Annotated in this window: 16 protein-coding genes and 1 pseudogene; 5 read left to right on the top strand and 12 right to left on the bottom strand. The window is 40.1% G+C overall.

What is annotated here, in order from left to right; genetic code table 11:
• Positions 1–365, top strand: a pseudogene (locus Q0192_RS13725) (LLM class flavin-dependent oxidoreductase); the annotation flags it as partial.
• A 50-nt stretch (positions 366–415) separates the two neighbouring features.
• Positions 416–1,114: a sulfite oxidase-like oxidoreductase gene (locus tag Q0192_RS13720; RefSeq protein ID WP_299290063.1), complete on the top strand. Its 699-nt coding sequence runs from the start codon at positions 416–418 to the stop codon at positions 1,112–1,114.
• 93 nt (positions 1,115–1,207) lie between these two features.
• On the opposite strand, the gene Q0192_RS13715 is transcribed toward Q0192_RS13720, so the two are convergent.
• The 10 genes from Q0192_RS13715 to Q0192_RS13670 form a co-directional block, all read right to left on the bottom strand.
• Positions 1,208–1,723: a DUF2335 domain-containing protein gene (locus Q0192_RS13715; protein ID WP_299290062.1), complete on the bottom strand. Its 516-nt coding sequence runs from the start codon at positions 1,721–1,723 to the stop codon at positions 1,208–1,210.
• 13 nt (positions 1,724–1,736) lie between these two features.
• Positions 1,737–1,955 carry a hypothetical protein gene (locus Q0192_RS13710; protein WP_299290061.1) on the bottom strand — a complete coding sequence of 73 codons (219 nt, stop codon included), beginning with the start codon at positions 1,953–1,955 and terminating at the stop codon, positions 1,737–1,739.
• Between the two features lie 188 nt (positions 1,956–2,143).
• Entirely contained in the window at positions 2,144–3,001 is an 858-nt protein-coding gene (locus tag Q0192_RS13705) for an aldo/keto reductase (protein WP_299290060.1), read from the bottom strand.
• A gap of 117 nt (positions 3,002–3,118) precedes the next feature.
• Positions 3,119–3,901 (bottom strand): GLPGLI family protein, encoded by a 783-nt coding sequence (locus Q0192_RS13700; RefSeq protein ID WP_299290059.1) that lies wholly within the window; start codon positions 3,899–3,901, stop codon positions 3,119–3,121.
• A 2-nt stretch (positions 3,902–3,903) separates the two neighbouring features.
• Entirely contained in the window at positions 3,904–6,699 is a 2,796-nt protein-coding gene (locus Q0192_RS13695; RefSeq protein ID WP_299290058.1) for an outer membrane beta-barrel family protein, read from the bottom strand.
• Between the two features lie 279 nt (positions 6,700–6,978).
• Positions 6,979–7,782 (bottom strand): DUF4249 domain-containing protein, encoded by an 804-nt coding sequence (locus Q0192_RS13690; RefSeq protein ID WP_299290057.1) that lies wholly within the window; start codon positions 7,780–7,782, stop codon positions 6,979–6,981.
• Between the two features lie 5 nt (positions 7,783–7,787).
• Entirely contained in the window at positions 7,788–10,112 is a 2,325-nt protein-coding gene (locus tag Q0192_RS13685) for a TonB-dependent receptor (RefSeq protein WP_299290056.1), read from the bottom strand.
• Positions 10,113–10,259: 147 nt separating this feature from the next.
• Positions 10,260–10,442, bottom strand: a complete 183-nt coding sequence (locus tag Q0192_RS13680) for a DUF2243 domain-containing protein (protein WP_366518199.1) — start codon at positions 10,440–10,442, stop codon at positions 10,260–10,262.
• Positions 10,443–10,893: 451 nt separating this feature from the next.
• Positions 10,894–13,260, bottom strand: a complete 2,367-nt coding sequence (locus Q0192_RS13675; RefSeq protein WP_299290054.1) for a glycoside hydrolase family 31 protein — start codon at positions 13,258–13,260, stop codon at positions 10,894–10,896.
• A 113-nt stretch (positions 13,261–13,373) separates the two neighbouring features.
• Positions 13,374–14,087, bottom strand: a complete 714-nt coding sequence (locus Q0192_RS13670; protein ID WP_299290053.1) for a DUF2243 domain-containing protein — start codon at positions 14,085–14,087, stop codon at positions 13,374–13,376.
• Between the two features lie 388 nt (positions 14,088–14,475).
• Between Q0192_RS13670 and Q0192_RS13665 the strand changes: the two genes are divergently transcribed.
• Positions 14,476–15,030 carry a hypothetical protein gene (locus Q0192_RS13665; protein ID WP_299290052.1) on the top strand — a complete coding sequence of 185 codons (555 nt, stop codon included), beginning with the start codon at positions 14,476–14,478 and terminating at the stop codon, positions 15,028–15,030.
• Positions 15,031–15,092: 62 nt separating this feature from the next.
• Here the strand turns inward: Q0192_RS13665 and Q0192_RS13660 are convergent, their stop codons facing one another.
• Together Q0192_RS13660 and Q0192_RS13655 are read right to left on the bottom strand one after the other, a co-directional pair.
• Positions 15,093–15,278: a hypothetical protein gene (locus Q0192_RS13660; protein WP_299290051.1), complete on the bottom strand. Its 186-nt coding sequence runs from the start codon at positions 15,276–15,278 to the stop codon at positions 15,093–15,095.
• Positions 15,279–15,463: 185 nt separating this feature from the next.
• Positions 15,464–16,768, bottom strand: coding sequence for an MFS transporter (locus tag Q0192_RS13655; protein WP_299290050.1), 1,305 nt, complete (start codon positions 16,766–16,768; stop codon positions 15,464–15,466).
• Positions 16,769–17,239: 471 nt separating this feature from the next.
• Here Q0192_RS13655 and Q0192_RS13650 point away from each other — a divergent pair, with 471 nt between their 5' ends.
• Both Q0192_RS13650 and Q0192_RS13645 read left to right on the top strand, forming a co-directional pair.
• Positions 17,240–18,496, top strand: a complete 1,257-nt coding sequence (locus Q0192_RS13650; protein ID WP_299290049.1) for a glycosyltransferase — start codon at positions 17,240–17,242, stop codon at positions 18,494–18,496.
• Between the two features lie 61 nt (positions 18,497–18,557).
• On the top strand, positions 18,558–19,856 hold the full coding sequence (locus tag Q0192_RS13645) for a polysaccharide ABC transporter ATP-binding protein (RefSeq protein WP_299290048.1): 1,299 nt from the start codon (positions 18,558–18,560) through the stop codon (positions 19,854–19,856).
• Positions 19,857–20,122 lie beyond the last annotated feature (266 nt).

Below are 20,122 nucleotides of genomic sequence, written 5' to 3'. Positions count from 1 at the left end.
GTGTCAACGTAGTTGCTGCGGACACCAACCAGGAAGCTGCAAAACTGGCAACTACACTACAGCAAGCTTTTTTAGGGATAATTACCGGAAAGCGAAGCCTTTTGCAACCGCCCGTTGAAAACATTGACCAGATTTGGAATATTTACGAGAAAGAAGCGGTACAACAAATGCTGAAATATGCCTTCATTGGCGGGCCGGAAAAAATTGAACAAGAAATGCAAGCCTTTATCGCACAAACGCAAGTGGATGAAGTAATGGCAACTTCACACATTTTTGAGCATGAAGCCAAGCTGCATTCGTACCAAATTTTTGCAGCAATTTTATCCGGGACGAAAGCTAAAAACCAAGAGTTGGCTGCTTATTAAGATACTGTTTTTATCGCATTAATTTTAGGATTAAGCCTAAGCTATTTGCAATGGAAGAACCGGAAAAACTGAACCGCATCATCGAAACAAGGATGAAACTGAAAGCCCGTTTTGAAGAAAAAATGAAGCTGACACCATCTGCAGCCGATGATGCGCCAAAAGGTTCGGGCAAAATCAACCGGCACGGCATGCCCGAAATCCCGATTGGGCAAACGGCAACCGTAAAATGGCCGGTTTTGGATCTGGGCTATCAGCCAAATATTCCCTTGGAACGCTGGCGGTTAACCATTGATGGCGAAGTGGAAAACCCCATCCGCCTGACCTGGAAAGAATTTATGGCGATGCCGCAAACCAAAGATACTTCTGATTTTCATTGCGTTACAACTTGGTCCAAGTTGAACATGCACTGGAAAGGCGTTAGCCTGCTCGATTTGGCCGCATTGGTTCAGCCGAAAGAAACGGCCACGCATATTTTGTGCTACGGCTACGATACGTACACCACAAATTTGTCTTTAGAAGAAGCTTTAAAACCGGATGTTTTGCTGGTGCATACTTTTGAAGGACAACCTTTGGCAAAAGAACACGGCGGACCGGTACGCATGGTTACGCCACAATTGTATGCTTGGAAAGGTTCTAAATGGATAAAAAGGATTCAGTTTTTAACAGCGGATAAACCTGGTTTTTGGGAAGAACGCGGTTACTCTAACACGGCTTATCCCTGGCGGAATGACCGATATAGTGAAGAATAAATGTTTATCCGGCAAAAAATTTAAAATTGATAACAACCAAAATGCTTCTTTTAGCACATAATATTTAGTGTGCTAAAAGAAGCATTTTAAGTTTTAATCTTTTAATTCAGAATTTTTTGTATAAACAAATGCGGCAATAATCCCTGCAATCGGTGTGATAATTGCAGCAAAACCAGCAATACTTTGACCAATAGATAATAGATAGATACCCCCACCAATTACTAAAACAGAAATTATAAATCCAAATATTTGGCCAAGACCCGATTGGTTCAATTTTCTTTTATCAAGATTTTCTACTCGTCTATGTTTAAAATCTTGTTCTTTTTCGGCCATAAGTTGGCTTTTCTCTGCCATAACCATCATTCTGTCAGCGCCGTTAGGGATAACGCTGTCATATTTAATTATATCCTCTGGATCTGGCAATGGACCAGAATGACTTTTTACTTGAGTTATGCTGATTACACCTTTTACAATTTCTTGTACTTCTTCTCGGTTTAGTCTTTGAAATAGCTTTGGATTGATTATTTCAACGGCTTGTATAACTTTCAAAGCCTCCTGTGATTGTTCATCAGAGGAGGCTTTGTTTTCAGGATTTATTGATTCATCCATTTGTGGGCACTTATTATTTGACCTTCGTTTCTTTCATAGCAGAATTTAGATAATTGCCTACATTTTGCCAGTGAGATTTTATAGAATAATCATCGCTGGGGATATTGGAATAAGTATCAAAATGTGCTGGAATAACATTAATTAACGAGCCAATGCCGACAAATAAATTATAGAAGGAACTTCGTTTAGCCGTTGATTTTAATTTTCTGGCAATTGCTAATGTGGTTCTCATTTTAGGTAAATTTAAAAGGTCATCAAATCTACGCAATTTACGTAGAAATGTTTCCCAATTAAATCAAAAAAATATCCAAAAGTAATCCGCGGGCTACTCAATAATGGTTTATTTAGATAAATTGAAATAAAATTAGATTAGCCAAAATATTTGGCTTAGTGTAAATTTATATAGCGTTGCATTAATTTTTATTGAACTGCTGATAAACTTTCCAGTTCTTCCATATCTGCTGCTGTTAATTCGACAGAAGCCGCTTTCATGTTTTCTTCCAAATGCTTTACGCTCGAAGTTCCCGGGATCAACAAAATATTTGGCGAATGGTGCAACAGCCAACTCAGCGCAATTTGATGAACAGTGGCATTCTTTTTTTGCGCCAGCTCGTCCATCTTTTTCATGCCTTCTTCGTTGCCGCCGTTCAGCGGGAACCAGGGAATAAAGGCGATGTTGTTCTCGGCACAAAACTGTAGTTCGGCTTCCCACTTGCGGTTGTCCACGCTGTACATATTTTGTATCGAAACAATTTCAACAAATTGCTGCGCTTTTTTAATGTCGGCAACGCTCACTTCCGATAAGCCAATGTGCTTAATTTTGCCTTCCTGCTGTGCTTTTTTCAAAAACGCCAGCGAATCTTCAAAAGGCACATTTGGGTCAATGCGGTGCAATTGGTACAAATCTATCTGCTCCAGTTTCAAGCGTTTCAAACTGCCTTCCAACGCTTCTTTTAAATGATCCGGGTGCGAATTGATCGGCCATTGGTTAGGCCCGGTCCGGGTTAAGCCGCCTTTGGTTGCAATTACCAACCCGTTTTTGTAGGGATGCAGCGCTTCGGCAATTAACTCTTCCGAAACATACGGCCCATAACTATCGGCCGTATCAATAAAATTGACGCCCAATTCTACCGCCCTTTGCAACACACGGATGGCTTCGGCTTTATCTTTTGGCGGCCCCCAAATTCCTTCGCCGGTAACGCGCATGGCACCGTAGCCTAAACGGTTTACGATCAAATCGCCACCAATGGTAAACGTTTCTTTAAAAGATGCACTCATGGTATTTTCTGTTTATGTTGAATTTTAAACAGAAGGGAAACAATTATTGTTCTGCTACCGGTATCAAAACAAAGTAATTTTAGTGGCATAAAAACAGCATGGATGAAGTTGTATCAATCACAACAAAAAAGCCTTCATCGCAATTTGTTTATAATTGCCCCAATCTTTTAAAGCCGATTGCAAGGTTGCTCGCAGCTCTTTATCATTTACCGCTTTGCCTTTGGTTGGCGGCGACAATGCTTTAGCCGGAACAGTTGTATCGGTAACTTTGGTGGCAAACCAACTGATGTTTTCGTGTGGAATGGCCACGCCTAAAATCATTCCCGGCAGGCCGGAAAACAACTCGGGGCCGCCTGGAACCATAATTTCATCGGTATAAAAAGCCACCACATAAACAGAATCCAAAATTAAAGCATTGGCGCGGCGGCAATTGTAACCTGCAATTTGGCGTGTTTCACTGGTGATTTTCCAGTTGATTTTGCGCGTGCTGTCTTTCAAAAGAAAGGTTTGTTCAAATACTTTTTTCTGGCTGATGATCCGGTTGGCAGACAAATCGGTATAAGTAACATTGTTCTGTTCGGCCATCGGGTTCTCATCAAAATAAGTGTTCGAGCCGCTTTCCGCATTTTCCAAAGGTGTAAACATCGTTTTGTCTTTAGAAAAACTAAGTGTGCTTTTAAATACCTTAAATTGTGGTTTGTTCTTTTTATAACTGTCAAAAGCCTGCTGCATAAAGCTTTCGTTGTCTTTGTTAATGCTTTTTTTGATAAGCGCAAACATGTTTACACTTTTATCAAATTCGATAATGCCATTGGTAGAAAAATGTGTGTATTGTGCATACAAGTTTTTACCTGGTAAAAACAGTATGGTGATTAATATCAACAAGCTTAGTTTTTTCATAATTATTTTGTTGCTTTTACACCGCCCATTTTGTTAAAATCATAACTTATAGAAAACATAAAATATCTGCGGATAGTAGTATAAGTTTGTTGTGAAATGTTGCCGGCATAAGCACTGCGGTTAAAACCAACATTTTGGTTAAGCAGGTCATTAACCGTAACAGACAAGTTGAGGTTATCTGTTTTTAAGAATTTTTTGCTGATCGTTGGGTTGATGATCAACCTTTCAAAACTTTGGTTAAAAGATTGCGTTTTTGCTTGGTACTGGTAATTCCCGTCATAACCAAATTCAATTTTGTGCGGAAGATATATCCTGAAAGAACTATATCCGTTTAAACCAAAACCATTATTGTTGATATTGGGCTGCAAGGATGAACCACTGATGGTATAAGTTGGGCCAAAATCGAAGTATATTTGAAACTTTTTCTGTTTGTACTTCTGCAAGTTTAAAGCACCTCGATAAGTGTAAGAATTTGTTTTGTTTAAAACACTATTGGTATAATTGTAAGAAGTGTTGCCGTTTGCATTGATGTTTATACCCACATTAAAATCCAGCATTTTAATCTTTCGGCTAAAATTGGAATACAGATAAAAGTTGGCCGGGCTATTACCAACAAGATTGGATGACTGGTAAGTTGTTTTCCCGTTTGCATTAGTTGTTGTATTGTTCACAATTGCATTGCTTATTAAGTTGTAACCTCCACCTATATAAATGTATTGTTCGCTTAAAATTTTATAAGAATTGTAATTTAAATTAAAGCTGTTGGTAAAAGAAGGCCGCAAATCTGGATTGCCCAAAAATAAGTTTAAAGGATCGGTGTTGACCAAAACAGGCTGGATCTGATCAATAGTTGGCTGTGTAGTATTACCATTATAACTCAACCGTAAAGATTTTTGCTGCGAAAACTTGTACTGATAAGAAGCCTGCGGGCTCCAATTTAAAAAATTTCGGTTAAACTTGGCATCGGTATATTCGTTTATTTGTTCAAACTTCACATCGGTAGCCCTGGTGCCAAAGTTTAAAATTGCTTTGCCTTTTTTATAGTTAAAAATTGCACCAAACTGGTTGCTCAATTGGTTTAGTTTGTAATTGTTGCTCAAAACTGTATTTAAAGCAGTGTACTCTCCTACCGTAGTTTGATCAAATGATTTACGGTCGGCACTGCCATTGTTTAAACCCAGCCCGTAGTTTAAAATAACCGAAAATGCTTTGGTAAAAGGTTCGGAATAAGTGATGTTGGAATTTACAATTGTACTTAAAATATGGCTGGTTTTGTACTGGTTGATCAATTGCGTACTATCCAAGCCACCAGTTGCCCTGTTATAAAAACGGATGTCGGAATTGAGGTAACCTTTTGTTTCGTTTTCATCATAAGAACCGCTAAGGTTTAAAGAAAACGAACGTCCAACCTTTTTAAATTTGTGGGTATAAAAAGCGGTTGCGTTAAATATGTTCTCGTTGCCATTGTTGGTCAAACTCCGGTTGCTGCGGTTTAACAATGTATCAAAGCCAGCGTAACTTGTGGATTGGTAAACATTGTTGCTCCGGTTGTTTTTTGCCGTTCCGTCTGCAGTTATTTTCAAGTTAGAAGCCGTGTCCAATTTAATCTGATAAATAGCATCCACCTTTTGCCTAAACATATAATTGTCAAAGCTGTGGTTTGCATTGCTGCTTTGTACGCCCGACGGCAAATTGTTTTGGTTAATACTGTTATCGGTGCCAGTAACGCCCAAAGAGCCAATTTTGTAATTGGCATTGATGGATTCTTTATCATTGTTCCACTTGGTATCGTAATGCAAACCACCTGTCCTGGCCACGGGTATGCCGCGGTTGTTATACCTTCCGTCAAAAGATTCCAGCTCGTCCCGGCCGCCGCCGCTAATCATAATGCCGCCGCCATCCGTAAATTCTACGTTGTTAGAAGAAGCGTATTTGCTGTTGTCTTCCCAGCCTAAACCTGTTTTGCCGGTATTGGCCAAGGTGCCATAGGCCGAAAGTTTTTGCTTGGCTTTAAACTTATTGAACATGGCCTGGCCTTCGTAATAACCGTCCGTCCCGACGCCGGCCGAAACCTTTCCAAAATAGCCGTTCTTTTTGTCTTCTTTTAGCTTGATGTTGATGGTTTTGTTTTTCACGCCGTCATCAATACCGGTAAATGTGGCCTGGTCGCTTTTTTTATCGTAAAGCTGCACCTTGTCCACCATATCGCCGCGGATATTTTTGGTAACCAAAGTTGGGTCGTCGCCAAAAAACTCTTCGCCATCTACCAAAACTTTGTTTACGGTTTGCCCTTGTGCGGTAATTTTTCCGTCTTTGTCCACCTGGATTCCGGGCAACTGCTTCAGCAAATCTTCTACTTTAGAGTTGGGCTGAATTGTAAAAGCGGCGGCATTAAATTCTGTGGTATCGCCTTTAATTTTAATAGCGGCAGCCGTACCTTTTATCAATACTTCTTTTAGCAGCCTTTCTTTAAGCAGCATACTGATGCGGCCAACATTTTGTTCTTTTTTTACAGAATCCAACTGAAACCGCTCTACATAATCCGCATATGCCGGGTACGTAACCAATAAAATAAACTTTCCTTTTTTAAGGTTGCCAATCGTAAACTCGCCGTTTTCGTTCGCACGTGTAAACTTGACCAAAGTAGAATCTTTTGCATTTAATACCGCAACCGAGGCGTGGATTAGTTTGATATTGGAGGCCGTATCGGCAATTATACCTTTAACAGAACCTGTGTTTTGGGCAAGCAAAAAATTACCGGCCCCTAAAAAAATCAATACAAGTACAAGTGTTTTCATCCTTTAGGTTTAGGAAAACAAGGTATTATTAATTTTTTAGTTTACGCAAATTATTTTAGTTAAATATTTGTTAAAGCTTTATTAATTTTTTTTGATAAGATTTATATGCTTCTTTTACCACTTAAAAATCAGTGCTTTAGGTTGTTGTTATGCCGACATGTTTCGGCATCCTGCAAAATCGGCTTGTTGTTTTATCCTGAGGGGATCCTGAAATAAATTCAGGATGACTAACGAAATGCTTCTTTTACCGGCATAAAATTGGTGAACTTGCTCCAATTATTACTGCACTCTAATCGTTTTGGTTTGCGTGGTATGCGCGCTAAAATAGCCCAAAGCATTGTTGGATAAATTGCTTGGCGGGTTGGATGGCGTAACGCCGCCCCCCGGCCCGTTTTGTTGCTGCTGCTGCAAAGCGAACCAGTAAGTGTAATTGGCTTTATCAATGCATTGCATCTCTACTTTTACCATATCGCCTGGATAAATATCAATATCATCCTGCCGCAACGGCCTGCTTACGTGTTTGCCGTCTGTCAGGTCATCATTGTAAACAAAAATTCCTTTTACCTGCACGCCGTTTACATACATTAAAAAAAGGTACTGGTTTTTGATGCCCGCCGGGTCGGAGTACGAAACGGTAATTTCCTTTTGGTTGTTGCCGTTGTTAAACTCGTCGTTTTTTGCGGTAATGGTATCTAAAGCAATGGCTGGCGGCATAGTAGAACGGCCCGTGTAAGTTTTACCACCTGTTTGCACCGTTAAGTTATACGTGTTCAGGCTGGTGCCTTGCAACTGGCTTGACGAATAGTTGCCTGCAATCCCTTCTGTTAACGTATAACTTTTACCGGATTGATCGCTGATGGTTACCGTTGCACCGCTTACCGGCGGATAAGTATTGACGCTGGTGAAGGATACATTTTGGCTTAGCTTAACAATGGATGTGTTGTTGTTGTCAACGTTTGCCTCGATCACTATTTGTCCGGAAGCATCTTTCAGTTTCAAATCAATTACCTTTTGGCACGAAATTATTGCCGGTAAAAGAAGCATCATTAACATTGTGCCGAAACTTAAATTCTTGATTTTCATAAGATTTAAAATTTAAAATTCCAGGTTATAGAAGGGATTGCGGTAGAAAAAATACTGGTTTCTAAAGCTTCTGTGGTGTTTGGAACGGTTTTGCTATCGCGGAAAGTAATGATGTACGGGTTATGGTAGCCGTAAACATTATAAATGCCAAAAGTCCAGCTCGAATGGTATTTTTTATGCTCTTTGCCTTCCAGTGTAGCGCCAACATCTAAACGATTGGTAGGCGGCAAACGGTAACCGTTGCGTTCAGAATAAGAATAAGTGGTCAATCCGTTAATGTTGTATTTTCCGGTTGGATAAGTGATGGCATTGCCGGTGCCGTAAATAAAAGTGGCAGAAAATGTCCAGCGTTTATTGAGGTTGTAAATGCCAACGATTGAAAGATCATGTGTACGGTCTTGCTTTGCCGGAAAGTAATTGCCGTTGTTAATGGCGTCAAATTTTCTTTCTGTGCGCGATAAAGTATAACCAACCCAACCGTTAAAACGCCCGTACTTTTTCTTCAAAAACAACTCCAAACCATAAGCCCTGCCCGAGCCAAATGTTAACTGCGATTCTACATCCTGGTTGATGCGCAACTGTGCGCCGTTTTTATAATCAATTTGGTTTTGCAGCCATTTGTAATACACCTCGGCCGAAAACTCGTACTGGTTTTCTTTAAAATTTTTGAACCAGCCGGTAGAAACCTGGTCGGCAATTTCAGGCTTGATATTATTCGAGCTTAACACATACAAATCTGTAGGCGAACTGCTGGTTGAATTGCTTAACAAATGGATATTCTGTGTGTTACGGTTGTAAGAAGCTTTGAGCGAAGTTTCCTCATTTAGCAAATAACTGGCCGAAAAACGAGGTTCCAGATTATAGTATGATTTTACCACATCCCCCGAACCATAAGTTTGCGAAGTTAAAGCATCGCCGGCGGCATCATAAGTTTTGAAAGTGCCGGGCCCTTGCAAAAACATCCCGCTTAAACGCAGCCCGTACAAAACCGTCAACTTATCGCCTGCCTTCCATTCATCGCTTATATAAGCGGCGTTTTCAAAACCGTAACGTTTTTCTACACTTTTACTGTTAATTCCAGAAGACTCTGAAGCAGTAACATCGCCCGGAGAAATAGCGTGGTGTAAAACATTCAGCCCGAATTTGAGCGTGTGGTTGTTGTTTAAAGAATATTGCAGGTCTTCTTTTAAATTGAAATCCGTAATTTGAGAGGTAACTTTAAAGCTGTTGGTGGTACTGAAACTTTCGACCGCAAAATTATAATTGCTGTACACAAGCGAAGTATTTGAAAACAAGCGGTTGGTAAACAAATGGTTAAAGCGCAAAGTCCCGGTAGAATTTCCCCAGTTTGTGCCGAAAGTGTTTTTCAAGCCCAAAACATCTTTGCCAAAATAACCCGAAATGTAAATGGCATTTTTATCGTTAAAATGATAATTGGCTTTGGCGTTGAGGTCGTAAAAGTACAAAATGCTTCCTTGCAAAGTGGTGTCTTTAGAAGCTTTCAAAAAAACATCAACATAAGTGCGCCGTGCGCTGATCATGAACGAGCCTTTATCTTTTACCAGTGGGCCTTCTATTTTTAAACGCGAAGAAATCAGTCCGATTCCGCCTTGCACCGTAAAATTCTGGTTGTTGCCTTCGTTCATTTTCACATCTAAAACGGAAGACAAACGGCCGCCGTACTCTGCGGGCATTCCACCTTTGTACAAGCTTACATCTTTTATCGCATCAGAATTAAAAGTGGAGAAAAAGCCGAACAAGTGCGAAGCGTTGTAAACCGTTGCTTCGTCCAGCAAGATCAGGTTTTGATCGGAAGCACCGCCACGAACATAAAAGCCGGTATTGCCTTCGCCGGATGATTTTACGCCGGGCAGCAACGTGATGGTTTTTAGAATGTCCCTTTCGCCCAGCAAAACAGGCACCTGGTTAATTTGAGCCATATTCAGTTTTTCTAAACCCATTTGTGGCGACGTAACCTGGTCGTTGTTGGGTTTGTTGGCGCTGACGACCACTTCTTGTAAATTGGTTTTTGTGGACAGGGAAACATTGACCGTCTGGCTTTTACGAAGCGAGATTTTTCGTGCAAAAGACTGATAACCAATATAAGTAAACAGCAGCGTGTAGTTGCCTTCAGGTGCATTAATAGAATAAAAACCGTAGTTATTGGTGGAAGTTCCGCTGTTTGGTATTTCCAGAATGCGGATGGAAGCGCCAATTAATTGTTCGCCGGTTGCTTCGTCTTTGACATTACCGCTGATGACAAACTTTTTTTGTGCGTACAAACCAGAAGCGGCAAACAATATAATTAAAAAGGCAAAGGTTTTAAGCATCAAGCGAAGTTTAGCAATATCCGGCTAAGGTATTGCTATTTGTGGCAACTGATAGGTTAAATAAAATATTGGTACTTGTTTTTACGGTTGGCAATTTTTATGTGGTAAAAGAAGCATTCCTTCGATACTGTTTTTATGCCTATATTTTCAGTCTGCCGCAACTGCATGGGGCAAAGCATTTTTTCTGATCATCACGCTTCCCAAAACAATCAAAAAGACAGAAAACAACAAAAACCCGTAATTCCACAGCGGAACGTTGGTCGTAATTTCCCTCACATTGTGCAGTTTCAAGATTTGGTGGTCTATCAGGCCTTCGATCAAATTAAACAGGAAAAACTTAGGTTTTGCCCAAGCCCCGGTAAGTACTTCCTGTAAATACTTTGCCTTTGGCCGATAGGAAGCTCTTACGGGAGCTTGGCCTTTCGCTTTACATCTATTTCATAAACAGATTGCACCTACGGTACGGTTTGAACGGTTCATTTATAAGAACGTGAAATCAGTGTAATTTAGATACTTCTTTTATCGTCCCTAAAACCTACAAATGCGCTGCCACTGCCGCTTCGTTTACTTTTATTTTTAACACCGCAGGTTTTAATCCGGGCGATGTTGCCCTAAGCGTAACCATTCCCGCCTTGCCGGTGGATTGTACAATAAACTGATGATAACGGACACATCATGAGGTTTTGGTTTGAATGACATCTTTTCGCTCAACAAAAATTCGTTCTAAATTAAAAAGGACTTTTAATACAGATTAAAAGTCCTTTTTGATGAAACAGGTAAACTACAATTTAACTACAACAGCCTTGCCGCTGTATTTTATAGTTTTGTCGATCTTATCCGCAGAACCAACGTTAGAACCATGACTGCTGTTAACCATTACCACGTTAAAAGTGCGCTGTTTAAGCATACCGGGAAAACTGCCTTTGGTATCGGCAATGATTAGCTGGCGTGTTTTATCGTTCCAATTGATGTTGATGGTAGCCGAATTGCCTTTTTCGTAATTATAGGTATCGTTTTCATCTTCATACAATTTAAACTCGCCGTTTGCGCCGGGATAAACACGCAATTCGATCACGTCCGCCGGTTTTTGGGTCGCATATTCCATCACCGGCCCCATCGGAATAATCGAACCTGCACGCACATACAAAGGCATAATATCGATTGGTGCAGCAGCAGCCAGCGTTTGGCCGCCGGTGTATTGCTTCCCGGTGTAAAAATCATACCATTTGGTTGCGGCCGGCAAATAAACCTGGCGCGTTGTTTTACCAGAAGAAGCGTTTTTACCGGTAAATAATTGCTCTGTAACGGGGTTTACCAGAAATGCCGGGCCAAACATATATTGATCGGAGATGCTGTAAACTTTTGCATCTTTTTGAAAATCGAAAGTTAAAGCACGCATGATGGTATAGTTTTCGGAAGTAACGCGGCCGGCCAACGAATAAATGTAAGGCAGCAAGCGGTAACGTAAGTTATCATACTTGAGCAAAATATTGCGCGTGTTGCTGTCCCAGTTTTTAGAAAATAAAGCGCGCTCACCTTTTCCATGAATTCTAAAGATCGGAGAAAAGGCACCGAACTGAAACCAGCGCGTAAACAACTCGCGGTTTTCCGGTTTAGACCAATCCGGAACGCCCCAATTAAAATGATAACCGCCGATATCGGAAGTCCAGTAAGGAATGCCGGAAGCGCAGGCATTAATCCCCTGCGGAACCTGGATTTTAAAAGCACCAAACGTACAGGTAATATCAGACGACCATAAAGTTGCGGCATTGCGCTGCTCGCCGGCAAAAGACTGCCGAATTAAAAAGAAGGCACGCTTGTTTGGCATATCTTTACGCCAGCCTTTATACAAACCTTTCGAGTGTTCTAAGGAATAGGTGTTAAAGTAATCAATGCCTTTTCCAACCGAAAAATTTGCTTTCCGGCGTTCATCCAGCAAAGCGCCGTTGTCCGGTTCGCACTGGTCAATCCACCAGGCATCCCAATCGTAGCGTTTAACCAAGCTGTCGCGCGCCTGTTCCCAATACATGTCGCGTGCTTTCGGGTTGTGCGCATCGTAATAGGTATCAAAAGTGTGGGTAACCACATTGTCCCAGGTGATGGAAGTTAAAAAACCGTTTTTGTTAAGCGCATCGTAATTGGGCGTTCCTTTTCCAAAAACCGGCCAGATGGAAATCATGGCGTGCATGTTTGCCTTGTGCAGTTCTTCCACCATTGCTCTTGGGTTTGGGTAACGTTCCGGTTTCATAACATGCGAACCAATGGGCAACGGGTCCCAGTAATACCAATCCTGCACAATTGCATCTATCGGAATGTGGTTATTGCGATAATTATCTTTAACCGATAAAATTTCCTTTTCGCTCATATAACGGTCCTGAGATTGGAACAAACCAAAAGACCATTTCGGGAACATCGGCGCTTTGCCGGTTGCTGTTCGGTACAAATCAATAATATGATCGAAACTTGGGCCGTAAAAGAAGTAGTAATCCACTTGCTTACCACTTTCTGAAACGTATTTAAACTTGGTGTTTCCGGCTTCCGCACCGTAGAAATTAGAAGCCGAATAATTGTCCCACATCAACCCAAAACCTTTAGTAGACAGCAAAACCGGAATGGCACCCGTTAAATATTTAATGGCCATATCCTGGTTGCGGCCTTTGTAATTGATGGACAAAGAATCCAGCGGATGGCATCCTAAACCAAACAAAGCTTCATCAGCCGACGAGTTAAATTGCGTGGTGCAGTTGTAAGTATTGATACCGGCAATGGTTGCCGCGTCCATGCTTTTATTCAAAGTTTTGTCTTCGGATGTAATTACATTTCCGCTTAAATCAGTGTAAGTAATGGCGTTTGATGCTTTGTTTACCACTACTTTTAACTTGCTGGTGGCGATGGTTACGTTTCCGCCGGCTTCGTTAACTGTAAAATTGCTGCCCTGTTTCCAGGAATTGTTTACCACTAAAGATTGGAAATCAGGGAAATTATTTAAAGCCGTAAACTTTACTTCGATGATATCATCTTTGCAAACTTTAACTTTTAGCTGGCCTTTATCTAAAGCAAAACTAACGCCATCAGCTTCTTTTTTGTAAGATTTAACGGTTGCAAACCCAATTTTAAGATTTACAAAACCAATAAATACAAACAGCAAAAAGCATTTTTTAGCAGTACAAATAAGTAAATTATTATAAAACATAGGTTTTTAATTGGTTTGATAAATGTATTGATTGTTGCCGGATTTGTTCGAAATTTCTCTAAAAACAGTTACAAATCTGTAACGCTATTTATATTTTTTCCGGTACTTTTTGCTATTAGCATAAAACCAAAAACGATTAACAATACAGAAAACAACAAAAACCCGTAATTCCACAGCGGAACGTTGGCCGTAATTTCCCTCACATTGTGCAGTTTCAAGATTTGGTGGTCTATCAGGCCTTCGATCAAATTAAACAAGCCCCAGCCCAAAACCAAGCTTCCCCAAAAAACATTTTTGGTGATGATGACATCTTTCCTGAAAAACAATTTGAACAAAAAGACGATGCCAACCAGCACTACAACAAGGCAAAACGCATGGAAGATACCGTCCCAAAACATGTTCACGCTTTTGTTGAGCAGCGTTACGGGAGGGATTTTATTAGACAGCATTTCGTGCCATTGCAAAATCTGGTGCAAAAAAATACCGTCTATAAACCCGCCCAAACCAATTCCTAAGGTTGTTGCTGCGGAGATCAGCGGAACTGCCGTCAGCTTTTGAACCTGGTACGCCTGGTTTTTCTTTTCCCTCCGCGAAGCTAAAACCGAAAGCGCGGCAACCACCAAACCCAGCACGATAAAAGCCAGCAGCATGGTAAAAAGGTTGGGGTAAAAAGTGCTGTCGAAAATGCCTTGCTGCAATTTTTTATTGCAGGTGGTACAGGCAAACGCAGCATTTGCGGCAAACAGCAATACTAAAAAAACAATGCTTTTTTTAGGGCGCATAAATTGACAAGTGTTAAGGTTTGAATCAAATGCTGGCAAAACAATCAGGAACAAAAAAAGGACAGCAATAAAAAATATATTTTTAAGCAATTGGTTTGCCATAAAAGAAGTTATAAAAACGCGGTGCCGAAACTTTGCCAAAAACCCATTAGCAACAACAAGGCAAGTATTTAAATTTCAAGCGGTTGTTGTTGATGGACGGCGCATTCGGGATGCTTCTTTTATGCCATAAAAATTGGTGCCAAAGATGCTGTTTATTGGTACAAAACCTGTTTCAAAAAACCTGCGTTGGGGGCATTTTTGGAAATAAATAAAACTAAAACGGAATTTATGGCGTTCTAAAACCAGTTCATTAACAGATTTTATAAATTTCTAAACTTAATCAATTATGAAAAAAGCAGGTTTAATAATGACAATGGCGTTGTTTTTCTGGATAGTCCAGGATGCTACCGCACAAACAACTGGTACAGGTGCAGGTTCATCAACCGGAGCTGGCACAACGATGGGAACAACCGGGACTAGCACAACAATAGGAACTGGTTCTACAACAACCGGTAGACAAAGCGAAACCAGGTCAACCACTGGCAGAGCCGGCAGAAGCAGGACAACCAGAGGCACAAACACAGGAACCGGTAATGTTGGGACAGGCACCACCGGAACTATTGGCACCGGCACAACCGGTACTGGCACCACCGGTACAATTGGATCTGGCACCACTGGAACCGGAACAACTGGCACCACCGGAACAATCGGAACTGGAACCATGGGCACCGGACAAACCGGAACAGGTACAGTTGGAACCGGAACAGGCACAACGGGTACAGTTGGCACGGGTACAACCGGAACAGGTACTGGCACAACCGGAACTACTGGAACAGGTACTACCGGAACAGGCACTGGCACAACTGGAACAGGTACTACAACTACACCGCCGCAAAAGTAAGTCTTAGAACTACTTTTGGTCTTTTTATAAAGATTAAGGACAGGACGTAGCAATGGGTTGCTTCAACTTTTATTGAAGCAACCCATTTTTGTTTTAAGTGGTTTTTGGAGTGAAAAAGCAATAGCCTGCTTAATTAGATTCAGTGATGTTTTGGCTAAAGCCAAATTTGAATTTTTATGCTGTTTACGGCTTGAAAGATGTGGCAATTGGCCGCTTGCTTTTAACATTTTTTGTGCTTGCAGATCCATAACCTGTAACTGGTTTTTACAGCTTAATGCTGCTTCTTTAAAGATTAGTTGCCACGGTCTTTAAGCCGTGGACTAAATAAATAGAATTTAGGTTTGGCTTTAGCCAAAAGTAAAACCTGTCAAAATTTATCGCATAAAAGAAGCATATAAAACAACAAGCTAAACAAAATTTAAACAAGCTTTGGTTATTCGCTTACCAATTTTGTTGCCTTAAAAGAAGTATTGAAACTTGCCCTGCTTAAAACCAAGGCAACCAATAAGCTGGCACCGCAGATAAAACCGATGACTGGCGCCGTAGTAACGCTCATCCCCCAACCGGAAACGTAAGCACCAATCACATCGCACAAATTTACGATGGCCATATACGTAGTAAACTGCGAACCTTCTACCTTTGCCAGGCAAAGCGCCATCAAAACCGGCATAGCGGCAACACTAAAAATAGGATCGGCTAGGCTGTACAGCAAAACACCGCCAGTGCTTACGCTTCGGTGGAACCATAAAAAACCAAGGCTATCAAACACCAAAAAAAATGCACAAATGGCGATCACCACCAGCAACTGCAATTTTCCGGGGCCAATCCGGTCGGCCAAAATCCCTCCGCCCAAAGTAACGGCAATGGTAACCGCGCTTCCCCAGGTGCCTTGCAAAACCGAAAGCTGGTTATCGTCCCAATGCAAATTATGGATCAGATGAAAAGAAAACGAGCGGATAAAAATGCTGAGGCATAGGTAAACTAAGGCAATCAAACCAAAAACCTTTAAACTGTTTTTAAGCACAATGCCTTTGTACAACTGTTTAAAAAGCCATTTTAAATCGGGGTTTTCTGTTTTTTGCTGCAGCGGGTTTTCGTTTGTTTTTAGGTTGAAAGATGGCCGGTAACTATCAGAACGGTCAATTTTGGTGATGTAAGTAAGCACCGTAAACAGCAGCAGCAATAAAGATTGAACGGCGGCTGCATAAAAAAAACCGTAATAATGCAATAAAGTAGAAAAACCGGCCGCGCCAACGGCTACGCCAAGCAGCAAGCCGGAGCGCATAAAAGCATTGATGCGGCCCTGCTCGTCAACCGGAACGATGGCGATGGCAGTGGCATCCACACTGGCATCCTGAATGGAAGCAAAAATACTGTGGATAAAAAAAGCAACCATGATATAGTTCAGCTCTTTAACCGGGTTTTTGACCAGCAAAAGGCTCAGCGTAACCAACAACGCCGCAAATTGCGAAAAAACAATCCAATGCTTGCGGTGGCCCATCAGCGAAAACTGGTAGCGGTCAATCAACGCGCCCCAGATAAACTGGAAAACCCAGGGGATACCGATCACGGCATCAAAAGAACCAATGGTGAGGGCGTTTACACCTTTACCAATCAAAAAGTTTGCAATGGCCGTTAAGGCAAAACCCGCAGGAATTCCTTGCATCGCGTACAAATAAAAAAACGTAAAGTAGCGCAAACGGGCGCTTTCTTTTAAAACTGGTAATTGAGCAGGCAAGTAAATTTGTTTTTATATCGCATTAACATTGCAGACAGCACAATGTTTAGTCGGGTTACTATCGGTTTTATTAATTTTTGCCTGATAAAAGAAGTATTGGAAAAATGGTTTTTTTGTTGGAAATTATTAATGGGGAGAGGTAATTAATAATTTTTTGCAGAAGATTTAGCTTGATCGGATTGCACTTTAAGAAATATTCAGCCTAAATTATTTCAACAAAAAAGCCTGCAAACAATACATTTACAGGCCTTACAATTTCTTTTTAAGTTGATTTAATTTTTGCGGAAGCAGGGATTCGAACCTTTAGTAAAAATGCCGCAATAATAACTGTACGATAGTCCAGATCAGACAGGCCGCTTGTAAGAATCTACTTAAACTGGCCTAAATTATTACTTTTACAAAAAATAAATATGGTATTAAATATTAACTTTTAAAATTATTCTTTGGCTGTAAAACCGTTTCTGTTTAAAATTGAAAGAGGAAATAAAATTACAATTAATCAGTACTCTTATTGTATTGCCGAAAAAGATCTATCTGGAATTGCTTGCTTTGATGCTATACAAACTTACCAGTAATGCCCAAACCAATTCAAACATTAAACCCAATACAAAAGTAACGTGTATTATATCTTTTCAATTTCTAGCGTTGAAAGAAATATTAAACCAAAACCAAGCAATTAAAGGTAAGGAATCCAAATTAAAAATGACTGACCGCATACCTGAAGTACCACCAATAATATTGCCGGTTCTATTTGTTAATGGAGAAATACGTCCATTATGGTCGGTAATGATACCTGTATATAACTGTATAGTGTTTTTAGAAGAGACTTTACGAAGTGTACTTATGCAGGACCCGGGAGAGGCACTGATGCAGATAGAGGTAGTGGATGATTTGAGTACAGACGGAGATGTAGGAGCATTGGTTGAAACTGTAGGAAAAGGGAGAATAAAGTATTTTAGACAGGATCGAAACCGAGGTAGTTTACGAAATTTTGAGACCTGTTTAAACCGGGCAAAAGGGCAATGGGTACATTTGCTGCATGGAGATGACCGGGTGGAAGCAGGGTATTACCAGGAAATAGAAAGCTTGTTTTCTACTCACCCTGAAGCTGGCGCTGCCTTTACTAACTTTTTTTATATCAACAAGCAAAGCAATAAGTTATCGGATATGGATCCTCCCATTTTATCTGATAAAACAAGAATTCTTTCTGATTTTTTATTTAAAATAGCAAGTCGGCAATTAATCCAGCCTCCAGCTATAGTGGTAAAGCGAAGTGTTTACGAGCATTTAGGCAGTTATTTTGCAGTGCATTATGGTGAAGACTGGGAAATGTGGACCAGGATCGCTGCTCATTACCCATTTGCCTATTCTCCAAAATGTCTTGCTTCGTACCGGGTTTCAGGTGATGTTAATATTACCCAGCAAGCATATTTGACCGGGCAAAATGCCCGGGATTTAAATAAAGTGATAAATATTATTCAAAATTACCTTCCTCCGGAGAATAGGAAAAAACTTAAAAAAAAAGCTTTAAAATTCAATTCTATTCTTTGTGCTGTAACAGCAAATACATTGTACCCTACTCAAAAAGCCGCAGCATTTATGCAGGCAAAAGAAGCATGGAAAATAAATAAAAACATTACAACATTATATTATATTGCAAAATTTTATTTGAAAATATTTATCAATTATGAAAAATTAAAGAGTTGTTTTAATATTAAAACAACGTGATATTAAACGGCTATAATTAGGTTGTTTTTATTATTATAGCTATTTACTTAAAATATAAATTTTGGATACAGTTATAAAAGTTGAAAATATTTCAAAAGCCTACCGTTTAGGCGAAGTTGGGACCGGTACATTATCACGGGACTTGGAACGCTGGCTGGCTAAAGTACGTGGCAAGGAAGATCCTTTTTTAACGGTAGGAGAAACTAATGACCGTACCGTTAGAGGAAAGAGCGATGTAGTTTGGAGTTTAAAGGACGTAAGTTTTGAGATTAAACATGGCGAAGCAGTTGGTATTATTGGCGGTAATGGCGCCGGGAAAAGCACTTTGTTAAAATTAATAAGCAGGGTAACGTCTCCAACTTCCGGAAGTATCAAGGTAAAAGGTAAAATCGCAAGTTTGCTGGAAGTAGGTACAGGTTTTCATCCCGAATTAAGCGGCAGAGAAAACATTTATTTAAACGGATCAATCCTTGGTATGCGCAAAAAAGAGATTGCAAAGCAGTTTGATGAAATCGTGGATTTTGCCGGTATAGAACGTTATATAGATACGCCCGTTAAACGTTATTCGTCTGGCATGTATGTTCGTTTGGCATTTGCCGTTGCTGCACATTTAGAAACGGACATTATGATTATTGATGAAGTTCTGGCTGTAGGCGATGTAGAGTTCCAAAAAAAATGTATGGGCAAAATGGGACAAGTATCATCTAAGCAAGGCCGTACCATTTTATTTGTCAGTCATAATATACAAGCGATAAGAAATCTTTGCTCAAAAGCCATTTGGCTTAATAAAGGATCTATATACGCACAAGGTGAAGCTAATGAAGTTGCCAATCAATATTTAAGTACTTTTCAGAAAAAAGAATTAAAGCAAAAATTTGACACCTTAAAAGAAGCACCAGGCAACGAGTTTATAAAAGTTCTTTCTGTTGAACTGATACCAGATCTGCCAAATTCATTTGCACCTATAGACATTCGTACTGCCCTTACTATAAAGTTTCGCTTCTATAATTTTAGCAATCAAATCAATTTATCAACTGACTTAGTGCTTTTTACAGTAGCCGGAGAGTGCGTTTTTGGTATTCCTTCCCCTGTCTTTTCCTATAACGAAGGGATAATTGAAGGAGAATGTACCATCCCCGGCAACTTTCTTAATGATGGCTCTTATTACTTTACGCTTTATTTTCTAAAAGACAGATCTTACTATTTATTTAATTTTGAAGAATGCCTTTTCTTCGATGTAGCTGATTATCGCGAAAATGAAACCAGATTTGATAAATGGGGCGGAACTGTTCGGCCAAATTTTCCATTATCAATGAATTTTGTTAACGCAAACACTGAAGCAACAAACAAATTATCTTAAGCTCTAAGCGTCTGTTTAAATTTCTATCATAAAAATTTATGATGCTTCTTTTATGCCTGTAAATTTTGTTTTTGGGTACTGTACCGATACAAAAAGTAAAATGGACCAATGATTTTTATGCGATAAAAGAAGCATAGAAAATATATTGAACAAATTTTAAACAGGCTCTAACTATAGAGTTAAAACAAGAAAAAATACAAGTCCTTTTAGTGTCTGTTTAAATTTCTATCATAAAAATTTATGATGCTTCTTTTATGCCTGTAAAT

The organism is uncultured Mucilaginibacter sp., from assembly GCF_937859865.1.
GTDB lineage: Bacteria > Bacteroidota > Bacteroidia > Sphingobacteriales > Sphingobacteriaceae > Mucilaginibacter_A.
This window is presented reverse-complemented; position numbering and strand designations above follow the sequence as displayed.

What these genes read in the sequence shown, in the direction of transcription:
- Q0192_RS13720 (WP_299290063.1), top strand. Translation starts at nt 416, where the DNA reads ATGGAAGAACCGGAAAAACTGAACCGCATCATCGAAACAAGGATGAAA.
- Q0192_RS13715 (WP_299290062.1), bottom strand. Translation starts at nt 1,723, where the DNA reads ATGGATGAATCAATAAATCCTGAAAACAAAGCCTCCTCTGATGAACAA.
- Q0192_RS13710 (WP_299290061.1), bottom strand. Translation starts at nt 1,955, where the DNA reads ATGAGAACCACATTAGCAATTGCCAGAAAATTAAAATCAACGGCTAAA.
- Q0192_RS13705 (WP_299290060.1), bottom strand. Translation starts at nt 3,001, where the DNA reads ATGAGTGCATCTTTTAAAGAAACGTTTACCATTGGTGGCGATTTGATC.
- Q0192_RS13700 (WP_299290059.1), bottom strand. Translation starts at nt 3,901, where the DNA reads ATGAAAAAACTAAGCTTGTTGATATTAATCACCATACTGTTTTTACCA.
- Q0192_RS13695 (WP_299290058.1), bottom strand. Translation starts at nt 6,699, where the DNA reads ATGAAAACACTTGTACTTGTATTGATTTTTTTAGGGGCCGGTAATTTT.
- Q0192_RS13690 (WP_299290057.1), bottom strand. Translation starts at nt 7,782, where the DNA reads ATGAAAATCAAGAATTTAAGTTTCGGCACAATGTTAATGATGCTTCTT.
- Q0192_RS13685 (WP_299290056.1), bottom strand. Translation starts at nt 10,112, where the DNA reads ATGCTTAAAACCTTTGCCTTTTTAATTATATTGTTTGCCGCTTCTGGT.
- Q0192_RS13670 (WP_299290053.1), bottom strand. Translation starts at nt 14,087, where the DNA reads ATGCGCCCTAAAAAAAGCATTGTTTTTTTAGTATTGCTGTTTGCCGCA.
- Q0192_RS13665 (WP_299290052.1), top strand. Translation starts at nt 14,476, where the DNA reads ATGAAAAAAGCAGGTTTAATAATGACAATGGCGTTGTTTTTCTGGATA.
- Q0192_RS13660 (WP_299290051.1), bottom strand. Translation starts at nt 15,278, where the DNA reads ATGGATCTGCAAGCACAAAAAATGTTAAAAGCAAGCGGCCAATTGCCA.